Origin of the sequence: Dongia sp. (assembly GCF_041909655.1) — a bacterium.
GTDB lineage: Bacteria > Pseudomonadota > Alphaproteobacteria > Dongiales > Dongiaceae > Dongia.
Window position 1 is genome coordinate 382680 of record NZ_JAYRDA010000001.1, and the last position, 18204, is coordinate 400883.

The window sequence follows — 18204 nt, forward strand, 5'->3', positions numbered from 1 at the left end:
GCATTCACACCAGGAAGTGATGGGTGTAGGCGATGATTTTGTTGATGTACAGGCCATCGTCCGACAGCGGCAGTAGCACCGATTCCTCATTGCCGATGCGATCGTCCGGTGTCACGAAACGCCGGCGTTCAAAGCGCGGTGCCCGGCGATCGACCACATCCTGATAGGCGGCCAGGGCGACATCGGGCGAGATCGCGAAGAAACCTTCGGCGACGCCCTTGCCGGTAGGATCATTGTCGCGCATCGCTACCTCGCGTGTGCCAACCAGGCGATAGACGAAGCGGCGCGGATCGACCACGACGTCAATCAAGGTAATTCCGGCAAGATGGGATGTCATTTCGGCTGGATCAAAATCGGCGCGGCATGGTAATGCGCGCCTGCCTTTCTTTGCACACCAGAGCGCGTAGAAGGCGAGAATATCGTCGCAGAACAAGCCGGCTAAGGACGTTCCATCCGCATCGCTGATGAGGGTGATTCGTCCATGATCCGAAATGACTGACGCTGTCATTGGTTGGCCGATTGCTGCTGTCTTCCCATCCGTGTCGAGGGTATCCGAGGATGAGGCGGGAACCAAGGGCCAAGTCCCCTGCGGAACTCTTTTCGTCACAATCTGTTAGGTCGAAAGCTGCGCTCGCGCCATGTCGGCGCCGACATCACTGGTTGACCCTCACGTCTTTGCCATGAATAATCCAGACATGATCATTGAGCGGGACATATCTGACCCGCCGCTGCCCGATAATGTCGCCACTGGCGATTGGGCGCTCTTTCTGGATCTTGACGGAACCTTGCTAGATCTGGCGCCGACGCCGGATTCGGTTATCGTTCCAAAGGATCTGATCGAGACTTTGGCGGCGCTCCATACTCGCCTTGATGGCGCATTGGCCATTGTCTCGGGGCGATCCCTGTCGACCATCGATGCGTTTCTGCAGCCTTTGCGCCTGGCTGCCGCAGGTGAACACGGTGCCGTTCTGCGGTATGCCGATGGATCGTTCGGCGGAGCCGGCGCGTCCGCCGCCGTGCCCGTCCTGTGGCGTGCGAAAATTCGTGACGCGGCGCGGAACTGGCCTGGCGCCTTAGTCGAGGAAAAGCCGCATGGCATCGCCGTTCATTTCCGGGCCAACCCGAAACTGGAGACCGAGATCACAACGGCACTTGCGGATTTGACGGCGGCGGATCCCGCCTTTGAAGTGTTGCCGGCTGCGATGGCGCGCGAGCTTCGCCATCGCGGCGCGCACAAGGGTGCCGCGTTACGGCATCTGATGCAAACATCTCCCTTTGCTGGCCGTCGTCCGTTGTTCATTGGCGATGACGTGACGGATGAGGATGCGATCACGGCCGCGCAGGCACTCAATGGTATCGGCCTGCGCGTACCGGAACACTTTGCGGGACAACCGACGCTCGTGCGCGCCTGGTTGCGGCATTTGTCGGGGAAGGAATAGCGGCATGGCGCAACTGGATCTCGGAGTCATCGGCAATGGCACGATCGCCAGCCTGATTGACCGCGATGGGCGCCACCAATGGTTCTGCTATCCGCGTTTCGATGGCGATCCGCTGTTCAATGCATTGGTCAATGGCGAGGCACCGGAAGCCGGATTCCAGGATATCCTCGTCCGCGACGGCGCGATGGTGGCACAGGCCTATCGTCGAAACACGGCGATCCTGGAGACGGAATTCGCCGATAAGAACGGTGCGCGGTGCCGCGTGATTGATTTTGCACCCCGCTTTACCCGGTTTGGCCGCGTCTTCTGTCCGCCGATGATCATCCGGCGCATAGAACCCGTGGCCGGACGCTGCCGCATCAGAGTGCGCCTGCGGCCCACATTCGATTATGGTGCCAGCATCCCGCAACAGGCGAGCGGCAGCCATCATCTGCGTTACACCGCGGGCGATGTCACCATTCGCGTGACTACGGACATGCCGGTCAGCTATCTGAAGGACGAAGGCGAGTTTCTGCTCGACCAGCCCATCAATCTCATTCTTGGCGCGGACGAGCCCATACCGGAAGCGCCCAATGCTTTAGTCAGCGAATTCCTGACCGAGACCGAAACCTATTGGCGCGATTGGGTGCGCGGTCTAGCCGTGCCGTTCGATTGGCAGGATGTTGCAATCCGTGCCGCCATTACACTGAAACTCTGCACCCATGAGGATACCGGTGCCATTGTGGCCGCTCTCACGACGTCAATTCCCGAAGCGCCGAATTCCGGGCGTAATTGGGATTATCGCTTCTGCTGGCTGCGCGATTCCTATTTCACCGTGACAGCGCTCAACCGGTTGGGTGCGCCGCGCACGATGGAGAATTATGTCCGTTTCATCCTCAATGCCGTGCTGGCCCTGGGCCTGACGCCCGACATGCCGCTTTATCCAATCGGACCAGGCGGCAATCTCACGGAACGCGTCGCCCCCGCTTTGCAAGGTTTTCGCGGCATGGGACCGGTCCGGATCGGGAATGCCGCGGCGATTCAGCGACAGCATGACGGCTTCGGCTCGGTGATCCTGACCGCAGCACAAATGTTTTATGACGCGCGCCTGCCCAATCCCGGCGACATCGATCTCTATCGGCAATTGCGTCCGATCGGCGAAATGGCGGCAAAGGCGGCGCTGCAACCGGATGCGGGCCTTTGGGAGTATCGCGAGCGCACCGCAGTTCATACCCATTCGGCTGCCATGTGCTGGGCGGCTCTCCACCGGCTGGGGCTGATTGCCGAGCGGGTGGGCGAGATGGCGGACCGGGAGCATTGGTTGGGCCTTGCCGAGGAACTCCGCGTAACGATCCTGTCGCGCGCGACAGCGGCGACCGACGGTTGGATCGCCGGCGCTTTCGAGACTGAGATCGCCGACGCCGCAGTCCTGCTGCTGCCCGAACTTGGACTTCTGCGCTATGACGATCCCCGCTTTTTGCGCACATTGGGTGTTGTTGAAGAGCGCTTGATGCATAACGGCTTTATTCTGCGCTATGACGAGCCTGACGATTTCGGCCGCCCGGAGACAGCCTTTTTGGTGTGCAGCCTTTGGTACATCGATGCATTGGTGGCCGTGGGCCGCCGGAGCGAAGCGGAAGACATGTTTCGTCGCATCCTCGCCCGCCGGAATCATCTCGGCTTGCTGTCGGAAGACGTTGAAGCCAACGAGGGCGTGCTGTGGGGCAATTTCCCGCAGACTTTCTCGATGGTCGGTATGGTGCTCTCCGCCATGCGCCTCAGCAGGACCTGGGAGGAGGGGCTATGGCGCGCATCGTAATCGTTTCCAATCGCGTCCCCAGCCCCAATGAGCGGGGACCACGAGCCGGCGGCCTGGCTGTGGGCCTGGCCGATGCGCTCAAGGATGGCGGGCTGTGGTTCGGGTGGAGCGGCGAGATCGCGAAGACTTCGCGTAGCGAGGTGAAGCGGGTTGAGGCGGATGGCATCACCTATGCCACGATCGACCTTTGCCAGGAAGATTACGACCGCTTCTATGTTGGCTTTGCCAATTCGACCTTGTGGCCTTTGCTGCACTTCCGCCTCGGCCTGATCGATTTCAAGCGCGAAGATCTGGAAGGCTATATCGAGGTCAACCGCACCTATGCCGCCGCCTTGGCACTGGAACTCAGGCCCGACGATCTCGTCTGGATTCACGATTATCATCTCATCCCGCTGGGCCAGGAATTGCGCAAGCTCGGCGTCAAGAACCGGCTCGGCTTTTTTCTGCACATTCCCTTCGTGCCGGCCAGTCTGTTCACCGCCTTGCCGCAAGGAAACCAGCTATTGCGCGCCTTCTGCGCCTATGACGTGGTGGGTTTCCAGACCGACGAGCATCGTCGCGATTTCCTGGATTGCATCGAGCAGATTCTGGGATTGAAAGCTGAAAGCGACGGTCAGGTCGAGACCTCGACGGGCCGCATGCAGGCGATTGCCAATCCGATCGGTATCGATGCGCGCGGCTTCGCGGCCTTGGCGACCAAGGCCGAACGCTCGCCCGAGACGCAACGCTTGAAGGCAAGCCTGGTCGGCCGCGCCCTGGTGATCGGCGTCGACCGGCTGGATTATTCGAAGGGATTGCCCAACCGCTTCGATGCTTTCGGCCGATTGCTCAATTCCTTCCCGGAGCACCGGCAGAAGGTGAGCTATCTGCAGATCGCGGCACGAAGCCGCGAGGACGTCTCGGAATACCAGGCCATCCGCCGCGAGTTGGACCGCAAGGCCGGCAATATCAACGGCCGCTTTGCCGAATTCGATTGGGTACCCCTGCGCTATATGACGCGGGCAGTTGGTCGCAACACGCTGGCCGGCTTCTACCGGGCGGCCCGGATCGGCCTGGTGACCCCTTTGCGTGACGGGATGAATCTGGTGGCGAAGGAATTCATTGCCGCACAGGATGATAACGATCCGGGTGTGCTGGTGCTCTCGCGCTTTGCCGGCGCCGCCGAGGATTTGAGCGAAGCTCTCATCGTCAACCCGTTTGATCCTGACGAAATCGCCGAGGCGATGCATCAGGCTCTGATCATGCCGCTGGATGAGCGCAAGGACCGCATGGCGCGGCTGCGCGGTCGGGTGTTCACAGTGACGGCGGAAGCCTATTGCCGTGAATTCCTGAAGGCGCTTGCCGCCTAATCAGGCGGTTGCCGTGAGGCCGATGGGGCACGAAACGCCGGTGCCGCCCAGGCCGCAATAGCCAGCCGGATTCCGCGCCAGATATTGCTGGTGATAATCCTCGGCAAAATAGAAAGGCGGTGCCGGCGCGATTTCGGTGGTGATGCGCTCGGGATGGCCGGCCTTCTGTAACGCCGACTGATAGACATCGCGGCTGGCCAGAGCTGCGGCCATCTGTGCGTCGGAATGGGTATAGATGGCGCTGCGATATTGCGTGCCGACGTCATTGCCCTGGGCCATGCCCTGGGTCGGATCGTGGCTTTCCCAGAACAGTTTCAGCAGGGCATCGTAGCTGGTCGCAGTGGGATCGTAGACCACGCGCACCGCCTCGGTATGGCCGGTCAGGCCTGAGCAGGCCTCCTCATATGTGGGATTGGGCGTGATGCCGCCCTGATAGCCGACGGCGGTCACGTAAACGCCCGGCGCCTGCCAGAATTTGCGCTCGGCACCCCAGAAGCAGCCAAGGCCGAAATCGGCCACTTCCAACCCGGCCGGATAGGGCGGAGTCAGCTTATGACCATTCACGATATGGGGGCTTGGCAGTTGCATCGCCTCGGGGCGACCGGGCAGCGCTGTCTCGACACTCGGCATCTCGATTTTCTTGCGGGCGAAACTGAACATGATGGGCCTCCGTTCTGGCCGGGATGATATGGGGCGACTAAGCGCCTTTGCCAATACTCTACGGTTTTGCTGTCCTTACGTTACAGGACCGACGCGGTCAGTGGAAATCGCGGCTCCGCGTGGTCAGTGCTGGTTTTCCCATGCGCGGATCACGGCTATTGGGGCGTGTCACCTCATCGGCACGGGCTGTTGGGACGGCGAGTTTTGGGCCATCCCCTTCACGCAAGGTTTCCAGCAATTCGGTCATGTCGAGCAGCCTCTCGGCCACCACATGGACCACTTGTTGCGGGGCTTTCCCTTCGATCTGGACCCGGCCGACACAACCAACCAGACCAGCCCCCATGACGATGGCACGCGTTTGCTGAAAGAGACGTGGCCAGACGACAAGATTGGCGATGCCATTTTCATCCTCCAATGTCATGAAAATGACGCCGCTTGCCGTGCCGGGCCGCTGCCGCACCAGGACCAGACCGGCGACAAAGACCCGTTGGCCATTCTTGAGGCCGCCCAATTGATGGCAGGGAATGACACCGCGCCGCTGCAATGTCGTGCGCAGGAAGGCCAGGGGATGTTTCTTCAAAGAGAAGCGCAGGCTGCGGTAATCTTCAAGGACATGCTGCGAGAGCGGCATCTCGGGCAAGGGAACGGGGACGTCCGCTATCGTTTCGAGCGTGCTGAGAAGCGGCAAGGGTGCCTCGTTCAATGCCTTGACTGCCCATAAAGCCTGACGTCGGTCGAGACCGAGAGAGCGGAAGCAATCAGCCTCAGCAAGGCGCATGAGCGTTGCCGGCGCAAGATTCGCCCGGCGCCAAAGATCCTCGATGCTGCGATAGCCTTTGCCGCGGGCGGCAACGAGGCGCTGCATGTCGGCCTGCTTGATGCCATCCACCTGCCGGAAGCCGAGCCGTAGAGCGAGAAACTGGTCTTGCCGAATGAGTTGAGCCTTGGTGCGCCGGTCCCCCCTGTCGCGCAAGGGCGGAGGGTTTCGCCCGGCTTCGAGCCTTTCCAGGCCATTATCCCAATCGCTGGCATTCACATCCGCCGGCAGGATGACGACGCCATGTTCATCCGCGTCATGAATGATCTGGGCGGGAGCATAGAAACCCATCGGCTGGCTGTTGAGGAGTGCCGCCGGGAAAACCGATGGATAGCGGCATTTGAGCCAGGCCGAGACATAGACGAGGAGGGCGAAGCTGGCAGCATGGCTTTCCGGGAAGCCGTAATTGGCGAAGCCTTCGATCTGGCGAAAACAGCGCTCGGCAAAATCGCCCTCATAGCCATGTGCCAGCATGCCACCGATGAACTTGTCGCGGAACGTGTTGATGGTGCCGGTTTTCTTGAAGGTCGCCATGGCACGGCGCAATTCATCGGCTTCATTCGCTGAGAATCCGGCGCCGTCGATGGCGATTTTCATCACCTGTTCCTGGAATAGCGGAACACCATGAGTCTTCTGCAGGATATGTTCCAGGCCCTTGGGAGAATCGCTAGGCTCCTTGCCCTCGCGCCGGCGCAAATAGGGATGAACCATGTCGCCCTGGATCGGTCCCGGCCGCACGATCGCTACTTCGATCACCAGATCGTAGAATTTGCGGGGCTTGAGGCGCGGCAACATCGACATCTGAGCGCGGCTCTCGACTTGGAATACGCCGATCGAATCCGCCGCACACAGCATGTCGTAGGTTTCCGGATCATCTTGCGGGATCGTGGCGAGCGTGAAGCGTTGGCCGGTCTGTTCCGCGATCAGGTCAAAGGCGCGGCGGATGCAGCTCAGCATGCCAAGCGCCAGGATATCGACTTTCATCAAGCCCAAGGCTTCCAGATCGTCCTTGTCCCATTGAATGACGGTTCGGTTCTCCATGGCCGCGTTCTCGATCGGCACGATGCTGGAAAGCGGTCCCTTGGAGATGACGAAACCACCGACATGCTGCGACAGATGGCGTGGCATGCCGGTCAGTTCATGGGCGAGTGCCAGGCTGATCCGCAAGCGACGATCCGCGGGATCCAGGCCGATGCCTTTGATCTGATCGTTGGTGACGGCTTCACTCGACCAACCCCAGATGGTCTTGGAAAGCCGGTTGATCACATCCTCAGACAGCCCCATGACCCGGCCGACATCGCGCAAGGCCGCCCGGGAACGATAGCAGATGATGGTGGCGGCAAGCCCGGCACGATGCCGGCCATATTTCTCATAGATGTACTGGATGATCTCTTCGCGGCGCTCATGTTCGAAATCGACATCGATATCCGGCGGCTCGTTGCGGGCCGAGCTGATGAAGCGCTCGAACAGAAGGTTGCTCTTGATGGGGTCGATCGAGGTGATGCCGAGGCAATAGCAAATGACCGAATTGGCGGCCGACCCGCGCCCTTGATGCAGTATTTTCAGTTTGCGCGCCTGGCGGACGATGTCACGCACGGTGAGGAAATAGCGCGCGTAATCCAACTCGTCGATCAGTTGGAATTCATGTTCGATCTGATGCCGGATCTCCGGCGGGACATGGCGGCCATAGCGCCAGCGTGCCCCCGCCCAAGTGAACTTCTTGAGGCTCTGCAGGGGTGTCTCGTTCGGCCTCACCACTTCTTCGGGATATTCGTATTTGAGTTCCCGCAGGGAGAAGGTACATCGCGAAGCAATTTCGCTTGACCGCGCCACAGCGGCTTCATGCCCGCGGAACAGACGGCGCATCTCCTCCGAGGGTTTCAGATGCCGCTCGGCATTTTTCTCCAGGCGGTAACCGGCAGTCTCGATGGTGCAGCCATGACGCACGCAGGTCATCACGTCATGCAATGCCTTGCGGGCCGGGGCGTGATAGCGCACCTCGTTGATGGCGACGGTCGGCAGGCCGATCTGATCCGCCAGATTCTGCAGGCTGCACAGCCGCCGCACATCATCGCCGCGATAGAGATGTGCGAGTGCAAGATAGCCGGTGTCGGGAAAATCGTTATGGAACCGTTGCAGGAAAGCGGGAGAGGCCGGCGGTACGACAAGTGCCAGGAACCCGTCTTTGGCAGCGACAAAATCGGCGTAATCGAGATGGCATTGGCCCTTGGGCGCACGCCGTCGGCCCAGCGTGAGGAGTTCACAAAGGCGGCCATAGGCCGCGCGGTCGGTGGGATAAGCGAGGATGTCGGGCGCATCGCGGAAACCGAGCCGGCAGCCGACGATCAGGCGGATGCCGGCCTTGTCGCAGCCGACCAGGGCCCGCACGATGCCGGACAGCGAATTGCGGTCGGCGATACCCAGCGCGTTCATACCGAGGGCGGCAGCGGTAAGGGCCAATTCCTCGGCATGGGAAGCGGCTTCGAGGAAGCTGTAATTGGTCATGGCGGAGAGTTCGATATAACCGCTATCCGCCACTGATGCCATCGGCAGGCGCGGCTCAATAGCCGGTCGAAAGGCGATGATCTGGTCGTTGGCCATCCGTCTTGACCTCAGGCGAAAATGCCGTGGAGGAACCAGCGTGGCGGCTGGGGCATGTCGCGTTGATAGAGGCCGCTGCGGAACAGCCAGAAGCGGCGGCCATCCTCGATCTCGACGCGGTAATAATCGCGCGTCTGGCTGTAATCATCCGCCGCCAGCCACCATTCGGGCCGCAGGCGCTCCGGTCCTTCCGCTTTTGCCACACGGTGCAGCACATGACGCCAGCGGAAGGAAAGCGGTGGATCGTCCGGCACCGGCGCCATGGCATCGATCGGCTCCGGCGGTGACAGGAGGCGGATGGGGCGTGGCGGCAGGTCTTCCTGCCAATTCTCCATTGCTGCTTTCTTTTGCAGCGGTGGCACGAAGGCGACCGCCCGTTCGGGGATATGACTGGCAATGGCCTGGGGCCGGGTGATCGACCCCGCTCCCAGCCGGTTGCCGAGGCGATCGATCAGCGGGGCCAGGTCGGCGACGGCATCCGCCTCGTCACGCCGGATGAAATTACCCTGTGCGAGCGACATGCGTTCGACGAGAAGCGCGGTGAGGCTCATACGCTCGATGCCGGGACCGGGATCGAGCGTTTCGCTCTTTTCCAGAAGCAGTTTGAGAAGATGTTTGGCGTCCTGACTGGGTTGCGCGGTGCCGATGATGCATCCGGGAGCCGCATCGTCGAGGCGATGCAGGACGAGGCCCAGGCGCCGCACACCCAAATTCTTCTCGGCAAGTTCGGGCAAGAGGCGGGCGAGCAGATTTTCACTGGCATGGGCGATCTGTTCCGGTGTCGAGATCGGCTCGGCGAAGATCAGGCTGACGCGGTGATCGGGTAAGGGCGTCAGGGGTGACAGGCTTTCCCCCTGATAGCCCAAAGCCTGGTCGAGACGCTGTAACAGCAGCGGACCGAAACGCTTGGTGATGTCGGCACGGGGCAGGGGGTAGAGCGCGCCGATGCGGCGCAAGCCCAACCGATCGAGCGCCGCTGCTGTGGCATCGTCGAGCCGCAATCCGCGCACGGGCAGGGCCTCGAGCGCCGCGGCGATGCTGCCGGCAGGGAGGGTCGATCGCCCGCCGCCAAACCGCGCACTCGCCCAGGCAGCCCCGATCGTGCCGGCGATGGCACCCCGGGCGCTGATCCCCTGGCGGGTCAGGCGCGTGAGCGCATCTCGCAGCAAGGCTTCTTCCCCGTTCCATAGATGCGCGCAACCGGTGATGTCGATCAGCAATCCATCCGGCGCGTCGGGCGCGGCATGGGGCGAGAAGCGTGTCGCCCAATGTGCCAGTTGATGAAGGGCCGCGAGGTCCCCGGTGGGATCGGCTTCCTCGACCTGAGCTTCCGGCACGCAGGCAAGCGCATCGGCCAGGCGCTGACCGGGAATAAGGCCGCGCGCCAAAGCGCGGTCATCGGCGGCGTGAACCAGGCGCAGATTGCCGGCACTTCTCACCAGCAGAAGCGGCTTTGCTTCAGCCAGCTTTAAGTTTGGGTTCTCGCGTATCCGACGCCGCCACCAGCGGTCGCTCGGCCAATGCGGCAGCCACAGGGAGAGGTAGCGTCGCTTCTCGCCATCCATGTTCCGTTTCCTCCACAAGCCAGGATCCCGGGCGGCCGCCGCGGCAGCGCCACAACTCGATCTGCCACCGTGCGGTGCCGGGTAAGGGTTGCTGATGTGTCGCGATGCCGATCGAGGGGGCGGGATGAATCCGCCATCGCGTGTGGGCGGCGATCGGTTGAACCGCCCAACTCCGCGCCTGGACCGCATTCCGGCCGCGGCGGATGATGAAGGCCGGCACGCCGCTTTTCTCCGCGGCCAGTTGCAGGCGCCGGCTCTGGGTGAGGTCGAGCATTCCCACTTCGCCGATGACGGCCACCAGGCCGCGGCAGCGCAAGGCTTCCTCGATCGCCCAGAGCGTGTCCTCGTTGCGCCGTGTGTGCAAATGGAGGAAGCGTGCGGGATCGCAGGAACTGGCCGGGAGCGCACGGGCGTAGAGATCGCGCTGCCGTGCAATCCAGAGGGCATGGCCGGATCGGCCTCGTTGCGCACGGCCGAGCAGGCGCGCTGTCACTACGGCAGCAAGACTCGCTTCTTCCAGATCGGCGCCTGCGCCGGCGATTTCATGGAGGGCCCCCAGACCGAGGCCGCCACCCGGCAGATGCCGGTCGATGCTCTCGATGCCCCACGCGAGGGTAGGCGCGGTTGCTTCCTCGGCCTGAGGGGAAGCCGCACGCTCCAGCAGCGCGATCCGGCGCTTGAGGGCGCTGAGGCCCGGTCGGGCATCGGGCGATGGATGGGGGGCGGCTTCATTTTTCATATTCTCTTTTTGTTCTCATTGATGGGGGAGTCAAGAGATGAGAACGTATAACGAACATTCTGGTGGACATATGTATAAAGCGTGTGGTATATTACGTAAATCAACCAATGGAGGGTCCTCGCATGCTTCGCCCTATACCGAGCGTATCTAAGGGAAATATTGGAAAAAATACCCAACCTGAGGAACCCAAAACAAACCGTAAGAGAGACGGTGATTATGAAGAAAAGCTAAAACTGGCAGCCTCATTGCACGATCAGGGTGTCAATCCTGAGCTATGGCAGGAGGCCGAGCCGGCGCCATGGACAGTGCAGAAGCGCTTTCGTGAAACCGGCGAGGCGCCGGAAGACATGTTCCTCGCTCAAGGCCGCCTCTACCGGAAATCCCCGGCCATCGCCGCCAGCCGGACGCAAGGGGCGGCTTCTCTCAACGCGTTTCTCGGCGAAACGCCTAAACCCATCACCGATCTTGTCCCGGTCGAGAAAGTGCATTTGCGCCACCCGCTCGGCAACAAGCCGGACAACCTGCCGGCAGGGGACGCAGCCCTTGAGCGGTATCGTCGTTATGCCAATCTCGGCGTGAATCCCGACCAGGCCCATGAAGGCGATGCCATCCCGCATCACCTTCAGGATGGACTGAAGCGTGCCGTGACGGCAGCTGATGGCAGCGAAATCCCGCTCGGCATCCCCGGCGTTTATCGCAACCCCGATGATGGCATGTTCTATCTTGCCCATTCCGGCACAGAAGAACGCGATGCGGTCAAAGACCTGCGCCGACGCCTTGCCCTTGAGAAAACCGAACGTATCAATAGTGCCGATCCCATCACTGCTAACGACAATGATCCGGAGATCGATGAAGCGGTCGCACGGTTCTATCTGCGGGAGCTGGAGGCGCCACAAGAGAAAGTCGTTGGCAACAGCGTCAGTGAGAGTCGATCGAAATCGATCGAAAAATCTAACCAGGCCGCGGCCGAAACCAGAGGGCGCCTTGAGGAGCTGATTCAGGCAATCGAGTTGCACCAGAAAGAGGCATCTCTCACGCCGCGACAGGCGAAGCTTCTTGATATCGTTGAACAGTCCTTCGGTTCCCTGAATATCGAGGTTGATCTCGAAACCGTGAATACGGAAAGATTGCGAAGGATCATGAACCTTCAGTCATCTTCAGCTGACAAGCAAGAAGAGCTGTTATCGACCACGGAGAAGGATCTTGCCGCGAATGCGGCAACACAGGCTGCTGCAATGGGCAGCATTGCGACTGCGCAGTTGGGTGGTGGCTCCATGATGCCGATAAGAACGCTCGCAGCACTTGCTACAGAAGCTGTAAAGGGAGCGGCCGTAAGTGCCATCACATTGCCTGTTGCCGTGGCCGGCATCCTTGTCGCTCTGACGAAGCCGGTTAGCTCGCCAAACGAAACTACATGGGAGGCGCTCAACATCGCGCAAGAGATTGCCAGCCGGCCCGAATTCTCGGATCCTGATCAGGACGGGGAAGAAGAAGCTGACGTGAATCCTCGGAATTCGGCCAACGACAATCAACCCGATCCAGCGAACGACAATGATCCATCACATGGGCCGAATTTGACAGTGACTACGGCCGCAACGGTAGCGGCTGGCCTGTCGGCGATGGATGATCAACAATGGGCAAGCCAGACGGGTTTTGCACCATCCGAGAAGTTCAATCCCAATTCCCAGGATATGCGCGATTTCCAGGAAGACTTCGCACACGCCATTCTGCAAGGGCAGTTGCCGGAGATATGGCTCGATGGCAAACTATTAACGGCGCCAAATCCAGGTGGAATGCTTGGAGGTCCACTTACAAGGGAATTGGACAAAAGAGCTGCTGAAGCTGTTGCTACGGCATTGGATCAATGTCGGGGAATTAGCAATGTTCAGCAAGCAGGTGGCAGACCTAACGAGAAACAATTTCGAATTAAGGACATTGAAGAAAAGGGAAACAAGAACAGCGTGAGTCTTGATACGTCTTTTATCTTCGATCACGGAGATTTCAAGTGCATGTATCACCTTAATACGGTCGATCCAAATGCGAAGGGTTTGCCTAATTCTCGTGAAAGCGGGGCCCTCAAGCGAATGCAAGAGAATATCGAGAAAATCCATAAACTAGCCGGCAGCATCAACAAGAACTTTGCTCACGCCAAAACGCTAATCGAGGCCGGTTATGCTTATGATTGGATCAAAAAATCGACGGCGGAAAGCGATGCAGAAATTAATGAAATCATCGCTGATTTCATGAAGAACGTTTTTAGCTGCTCTCGAATTGTACGAGAATGCTGGCGAACCCAACCAATGAAGACGCTAAAATGACCGCTGTTTTTGGCGTCGACAATTTTTTTGTGGATCGTACGTCATGAACCAAAGATTCAAATCTACGTGGATGCCGGTTCCCCGTAGCGATTCAGAACGTTGGAAGCGCGGTGTCATCTATGAATTTGCTATCCTGCCCGAGGAAATAGATGGCTTTGGTATCGCGCTGGAACAGCGGTTTCCAGGCAGTGTAATCTATCCTTCGCGACTGCGGACAGAGCCGACACGGCTAAGTGGTTTTTTCCACTCGCTGCGGGAGGCCGGTCAGGCGGCTAACTCGGCAAGCGCCCATTTTCGGCAACCTTGGCCGGACGATACCGCGTCAGGTGACGAACGCCGGCTGGTGAGCTATCGCGAAGAACTGCTGGGCGGAGGGCATGATGCATTTCGGCGAATGGGCCGCTGTCTCCATGTTTCATGGTGGACTGGTCGTACCCCCATACTGGAGCGCCGATTCAAAGAGCGACGCAACAATGAAATGCTCGATTGCGAATTCTACTTCATTGCATCATCCATGAAGGTGAATTTCATCTACGATTGCGATGATCCGGAGGTCGTCTTATTTCTGAGGGATTTGGAGGCATTTCTACTTGAAATCACTACATGCGATTTTGCCAGCTACGATCCCTGCACACACGAAGTGATAAACCCAAAGCGGCGGGACGCATCGCAGCGGCGTAGCGTTGGGGTCGTTCGCCATGCCTCGCTGCATGACAGAATATACTTCGATTATTGTCACAGAGAGGGAAAACCACCCGAAGTCATGGGCCCCCGTCCCGAAATACGGGCGGCGTTCAGGCGCGAAGCGGGACTGGAGGCTTGAGCCATGAATCGGAAGCTCGCAGTTTCTCTCATGGATGCTCTGATGCGCCTTGGGCCGGGCTTCAACGAGATTGACGCGCTGGCGCGGCAGATCGAGGATCCGGCCGAGCGGGGTTTATTTCTGCGCAAGCTCGGCATCTTGATCCGGATAAATAAGCCGTAAACGTCGTTGTGATCGGCTGCTTGCGGATCATTGCTTGACCTCCGGACCCGCCGGGTGAAAATTCGGCAGGGAAAGAGCCGGATTGTCGGAATCCACTGGAGCCCCATCGCATGGCGCGCATCGTCGAGTTCTATTACGCGATCGGCAGCCGTTACTGCTATCTGGCGCAGAGTCAGGTGGCGCGGCTGGAGGCGATCGGGCATGTAGCGATCCGCTGGCGGCCGCTGCTCTCGGAGGCCTTGATGCGCGCGCGGGGCCTGACGCCGTTTCAGGACAAGGCGGTTTCCGTCCAGTATCTGCCCGAATATCGTTCCGAGGATGCCGGGCGCTGGGCAGCCTATTATGGCATTCCCTATCGCGAGCCGGCCTGGAAGAGCATTGATTGGCGCCGGGTCAACATGGCGGCCGTGGCGGCGGCCAGACTTGGCGATGTCGCGGCTTACTCCCGGCGCTTGTTCGATTTCGCCTTCGGCCTTGGCGCCAAGGCGATTGATGACGGCGACCTCATCCGGCTGGCGCAGGAGGCTGGCCTCGACGGCAAGCGCCTGGTTGCGATGCTCGATGATCCCGAAACCCAGGACCTGCATCAGCGTACGATCGATGACGCGGTCGCCGCCGGTGCGTTCGGCGTGCCGACCTTCGTCGTGGATGGCGAGGTATTCTGGGGCAATGACCGGTTGATCCTGCTGCAGCATCACCTTCAGCAGGATGCGGCTTGACGGGAAGGTCGGGGCAGGATTGCCCTTGGCGCGGGGATCGCCGATAGTGCCAGGAGTGAAGTCACCGCCGCACGAGGTTGATCTGTCCGCCGATGATCCGCGCTGTCACCATCGCCGAGCTTGATTCACAGCCGATCTCCCGGCTGGAGGCCTATTGGCTGGAAAAGCGGCAGGGGCGGTTGATGCCGGCGCGGGCGGATATCGATCCGGCCGAGATCAAGGAATTGCTGCCGCAGATTATTCTGGTGCGGATCGAGCATGATCCCCTGCGCGTCAAATACACCGTCATCGGCACCGCCAGCGCCGAGGCGGCGGGATTCGATTATACCGGCCGCTATCTCGACGAATTGCACTTCGATTCCGAAATCGACACCGATTGGCCGGCGATCTATCGCGAACTCGTGCGCGAGAAAGCGCCTATCGCCGGCACCTGTATCTTCAAGACGGCAACCCTGGAGCGGCCCTACCGCGTCGCCGTCTTTCCGCTCTCCAATGAGGGCGAGCAGGTCGATCACGCGATCGCTTATGAGCATCTGGCCCTGACCCCGCTGGAGCGGGACAAGATCCTGCCGGTCAAGCCGCGCGGTTAGGAGACAACGCGCAGTGGCGTGATGTCACGGAACAGATCCGTGCCGATGAGATCCTTCGCCGCGGCGATGTCCGGGGCCATTTCGCGGTCGATGTCCCAGAAGGCCACGCGCACCCGCAGGGCCGACATGACATTGCGCAGGCGCGGACTGGTTTCGACCGGTTTCCTGAGATCGATACCTTGCGCCGCGGCCAACAATTCAATCGCAACGATGCCGGATGTGTTGTCGTTCATGTCGATGAGACGCCGCGCACCATGGGTCGCCATGCTGACATGGTCCTCCTGATTGGCGGAGGTGGGGAGTGAATCGACGCTGGCCGGGTGGGCGAGGCATTTGTTTTCCGATGCAAGGGCCGCGGCCGTCACATGGGCGATCATGAAGCCGGAATTGAGGCCGGGTTCCGGCACCAGGAAGGCCGGAAGGTTGCTCATGCGCGCATCGGTCAGCATGGCGATGCGGCGTTCGGAAATGGCGCCGATCTCGGAGACCGCGATGGCGATGCAATCGGCGGCGAAGGCGACCGGCTCGGCGTGGAAGTTGCCGCCGGAGAGAATTTCGCCTTCACGCGCGAAGACCAGGGGATTGTCGCTCACCGCATTGATCTCGCGGCCGATGATCTGTGCCGCATGACGCAGCATGTCGAGCACCGCGCCCATGACCTGGGGCTGGCAACGGAGGGAATAGGGGTCCTGCACCCGGTCGCAATCGACATGGCTGGCGCGCAAGGGAGACTCGGCCATCAGGTTCTTGAGAGCAGCCGCCACCTCGATCTGGCCGATCTGCCCGCGGACCTCATGGATGCGGGGATCGAAAGGCGTGTCGCTGCCCAGGGTCGCATCGGTCGTCAGCGCCCCGGCGGCCAAGGCTGCCAGGAACACATCCTCGGCCACGAACAGGCCGGCGACGGCCAAGGCAGTCGAGACCTGCGTGCCGTTGAGAAGGGCGAGGCCTTCCTTCGCCGCGAGTGTCATGGGCGCAAGACCTGCGCGTTCCAACCCTTCCTTGGCGGTGATCACCTCGCCGCGGTGCCGCACGGCGCCGACGCCGAGCAGGGCCTGCGAGAGATGGGCAAGCGGTGCGAGGTCGCCCGAGGCGCCGACCGAGCCCTTGGCCGGGATCAATGGATAGATTTCCGCGTTGAGCAGGGTCACCAGCGCCTGGATCACCTCGCGCCGGATGCCGGAATAGCCGCGGACGAGGCCGTTGATCTTCAGGATCATGATCAGGCGCACAAGTGCATCATCAAGTGGTGCGCCGGTGCCGGCCGCATGCGAGAGGACGAGGCGCCGCTGCAATTCGGCAACCTGGTCGTCGGGGATGCGGGTATGTGCCAGCGAGCCGAAGCCGGTATTGATGCCATAGGCGGTCTTGTGCTGGTCGAGGATGGCTTGCACTGTCGCCGCCGAGGCGTCGATCGCCGGAAAAGCGGCCGGATCAAGTGCGATCGCGGCATTGCCACGCCAGATCTGCCGTAACTCCGCCAGGCCCAGTGTGCCGGGGTTCAGGGTAAATGTTTCGCTCATGCTTGTTCTCCGGCGCCACCAGGGAGGGGATTAGCTTGTATATACAAGTTGGCGCGGCGACTCGCAACTCCGTCTGGGCCGTCTGCTCAAAACCACCTCACATGAATTCTTCTCCTGTCTGGATGATTACGGGTGATCGATACCTGTCGCATGACGCACCCACGCGAAATCCCTGTCGTTCCCCGGATACTCGATGTCGCGGCGGCGCGGCCCGGAAAGCCGGAAAGCCGTTACGCCTGTTGCGAAATTTACGATGAAGGGGCAGGTTAACGCCCATTCTTAACCGGTGCTTAGGAACGATGGTGAGAGATTGCCGTCAATTCCGGACCACAACATGCCAAAGGCGAAGGTGTGACCATGGCCAATGACGGCGATCTTGATCTCAATGCGCTGAGCGACGACGAACTCGTCCAACAGATGCACGACGACCTCTATGACGGTCTCAAGGACGAGATCGAAGATGGGGTCAACATCCTGCTCGGCCGTGGCTGGACACCCTATGACGTGCTGACCAAGGCCTTGGTCGAAGGCATGCGCATCGTCGGTGTCGATTTCCGTGACGGCATCCTGTTCGTGCCCGAAGTGCTGCTGGCCGCCAATGCCATGAAGGCCGGCATGTTCATTCTGCGCCCGCTGCTCGCCGAGACCGGCGCGCCGAAGGTCGGCAAGATGGTCATCGGCACGGTCAAGGGCGACATTCACGACATCGGCAAAAATCTCGTTTCGATGATGATGGAAGGCGCCGGCTTCGAGGTGATCGATCTCGGCATCAATAACTCGGTCGAGAAGTATCTGGAAGCGATTGAAGAGCATCAGCCGGACATTCTCGGCATGTCGGCGCTGCTGACCACGACCATGCCCTATATGAAGGTCGTCATCGATGCGATGATCGAAAAGGGTATCCGCAACGATTACGTCGTGTTGGTCGGTGGTGCGCCGCTGAACGAAGCCTTTGCGAATTCGGTCGGTGCCGATGCCTATTGCCGCGATGCGGCGGTAGCTGTTGAAACCGCCAAATCCTTCATGGCGAAGCGCCAGGGTTCGGCTCTCTCCAAGAACTGATCCCCAGGCAAAATCTCTGGGTACGAAACCCCGCTTCCA

Annotated in this window: 15 protein-coding genes; 9 read left to right on the forward strand and 6 right to left on the reverse strand. The window is 60.5% G+C overall.

The genetic code is table 11. From position 1 onward, the window contains the following. Window positions 1–4 precede the first annotated feature (4 nt). Complete coding sequence (locus ACE3PR_RS01665; protein ID WP_374367458.1) at window positions 5–508, reverse strand: PAS domain-containing protein; 504 nt, start codon at window positions 506–508, stop codon at window positions 5–7. Between the two features lie 130 nt (window positions 509–638). Here ACE3PR_RS01665 and otsB point away from each other — a divergent pair, with 130 nt between their 5' ends. Genes otsB through ACE3PR_RS01680 form a run of 3 tightly spaced genes read left to right on the forward strand, consistent with a single transcriptional unit; the run spans window position 639 to window position 4586 of the window. Next, a complete protein-coding gene (gene otsB, locus ACE3PR_RS01670; protein WP_374367461.1) occupies window positions 639–1439 on the forward strand; it encodes a trehalose-phosphatase in 801 nt (266 codons plus the stop codon). 4 nt (window positions 1440–1443) lie between these two features. Continuing rightward, window positions 1444–3237 (forward strand): glycoside hydrolase family 15 protein, encoded by a 1794-nt coding sequence (locus ACE3PR_RS01675; protein ID WP_374367463.1) that lies wholly within the window; start codon window positions 1444–1446, stop codon window positions 3235–3237. Beyond that, window positions 3222–4586, forward strand: a complete 1365-nt coding sequence (locus tag ACE3PR_RS01680; protein WP_374367466.1) for a trehalose-6-phosphate synthase — start codon at window positions 3222–3224, stop codon at window positions 4584–4586. Before ACE3PR_RS01675 ends, ACE3PR_RS01680 begins: the two co-directional genes overlap by 16 nt. Here the strand turns inward: ACE3PR_RS01680 and msrA are convergent, their stop codons facing one another. The 4 genes from msrA to ACE3PR_RS01700 all read right to left on the reverse strand — a co-directional run bounded on the left by msrA (window position 4587) and on the right by ACE3PR_RS01700 (window position 10968). Further along, entirely contained in the window at window positions 4587–5246 is a 660-nt protein-coding gene (msrA, locus tag ACE3PR_RS01685; RefSeq protein WP_374367468.1) for a peptide-methionine (S)-S-oxide reductase MsrA, read from the reverse strand. 97 nt (window positions 5247–5343) lie between these two features. Next, a complete protein-coding gene (locus ACE3PR_RS01690; RefSeq protein ID WP_374368069.1) occupies window positions 5344–8610 on the reverse strand; it encodes an error-prone DNA polymerase in 3267 nt (1088 codons plus the stop codon). Window positions 8611–8675: 65 nt separating this feature from the next. Then, window positions 8676–10229 (reverse strand): DNA polymerase Y family protein, encoded by a 1554-nt coding sequence (locus ACE3PR_RS01695; RefSeq protein WP_374367470.1) that lies wholly within the window; start codon window positions 10227–10229, stop codon window positions 8676–8678. Then, window positions 10123–10968 carry an ImuA family protein gene (locus tag ACE3PR_RS01700; RefSeq protein ID WP_374367472.1) on the reverse strand — a complete coding sequence of 282 codons (846 nt, stop codon included), beginning with the start codon at window positions 10966–10968 and terminating at the stop codon, window positions 10123–10125. Before ACE3PR_RS01700 ends, ACE3PR_RS01695 begins: the two co-directional genes overlap by 107 nt. Before the next feature lie 122 nt (window positions 10969–11090). Between ACE3PR_RS01700 and ACE3PR_RS01705 the strand changes: the two genes are divergently transcribed. The 5 genes from ACE3PR_RS01705 to ACE3PR_RS01725 all read left to right on the forward strand — a co-directional run bounded on the left by ACE3PR_RS01705 (window position 11091) and on the right by ACE3PR_RS01725 (window position 15580). Next, window positions 11091–13286: a hypothetical protein gene (locus tag ACE3PR_RS01705; RefSeq protein ID WP_374367474.1), complete on the forward strand. Its 2196-nt coding sequence runs from the start codon at window positions 11091–11093 to the stop codon at window positions 13284–13286. Between the two features lie 43 nt (window positions 13287–13329). Then, complete coding sequence (locus ACE3PR_RS01710; protein WP_374367477.1) at window positions 13330–14109, forward strand: hypothetical protein; 780 nt, start codon at window positions 13330–13332, stop codon at window positions 14107–14109. A 3-nt stretch (window positions 14110–14112) separates the two neighbouring features. Beyond that, window positions 14113–14271, forward strand: coding sequence for a hypothetical protein (locus ACE3PR_RS01715; RefSeq protein WP_374367480.1), 159 nt, complete (start codon window positions 14113–14115; stop codon window positions 14269–14271). A gap of 110 nt (window positions 14272–14381) precedes the next feature. Next, window positions 14382–14990: a 2-hydroxychromene-2-carboxylate isomerase gene (locus ACE3PR_RS01720; protein WP_374367482.1), complete on the forward strand. Its 609-nt coding sequence runs from the start codon at window positions 14382–14384 to the stop codon at window positions 14988–14990. Window positions 14991–15082: 92 nt separating this feature from the next. Continuing rightward, a complete protein-coding gene (locus ACE3PR_RS01725; RefSeq protein WP_374367484.1) occupies window positions 15083–15580 on the forward strand; it encodes a PAS domain-containing protein in 498 nt (165 codons plus the stop codon). On the opposite strand, the gene hutH is transcribed toward ACE3PR_RS01725, so the two are convergent. After that, on the reverse strand, window positions 15577–17103 hold the full coding sequence (hutH, locus tag ACE3PR_RS01730; RefSeq protein WP_374367486.1) for a histidine ammonia-lyase: 1527 nt from the start codon (window positions 17101–17103) through the stop codon (window positions 15577–15579). The genes ACE3PR_RS01725 and hutH overlap by 4 nt on opposite strands. Window positions 17104–17460: 357 nt before the next feature. Between hutH and ACE3PR_RS01735 the strand changes: the two genes are divergently transcribed. Further along, a complete protein-coding gene (locus tag ACE3PR_RS01735) occupies window positions 17461–18165 on the forward strand; it encodes a corrinoid protein (RefSeq protein WP_374367488.1) in 705 nt (234 codons plus the stop codon). The last annotated feature ends 39 nt before the right edge of the window (window positions 18166–18204 follow it).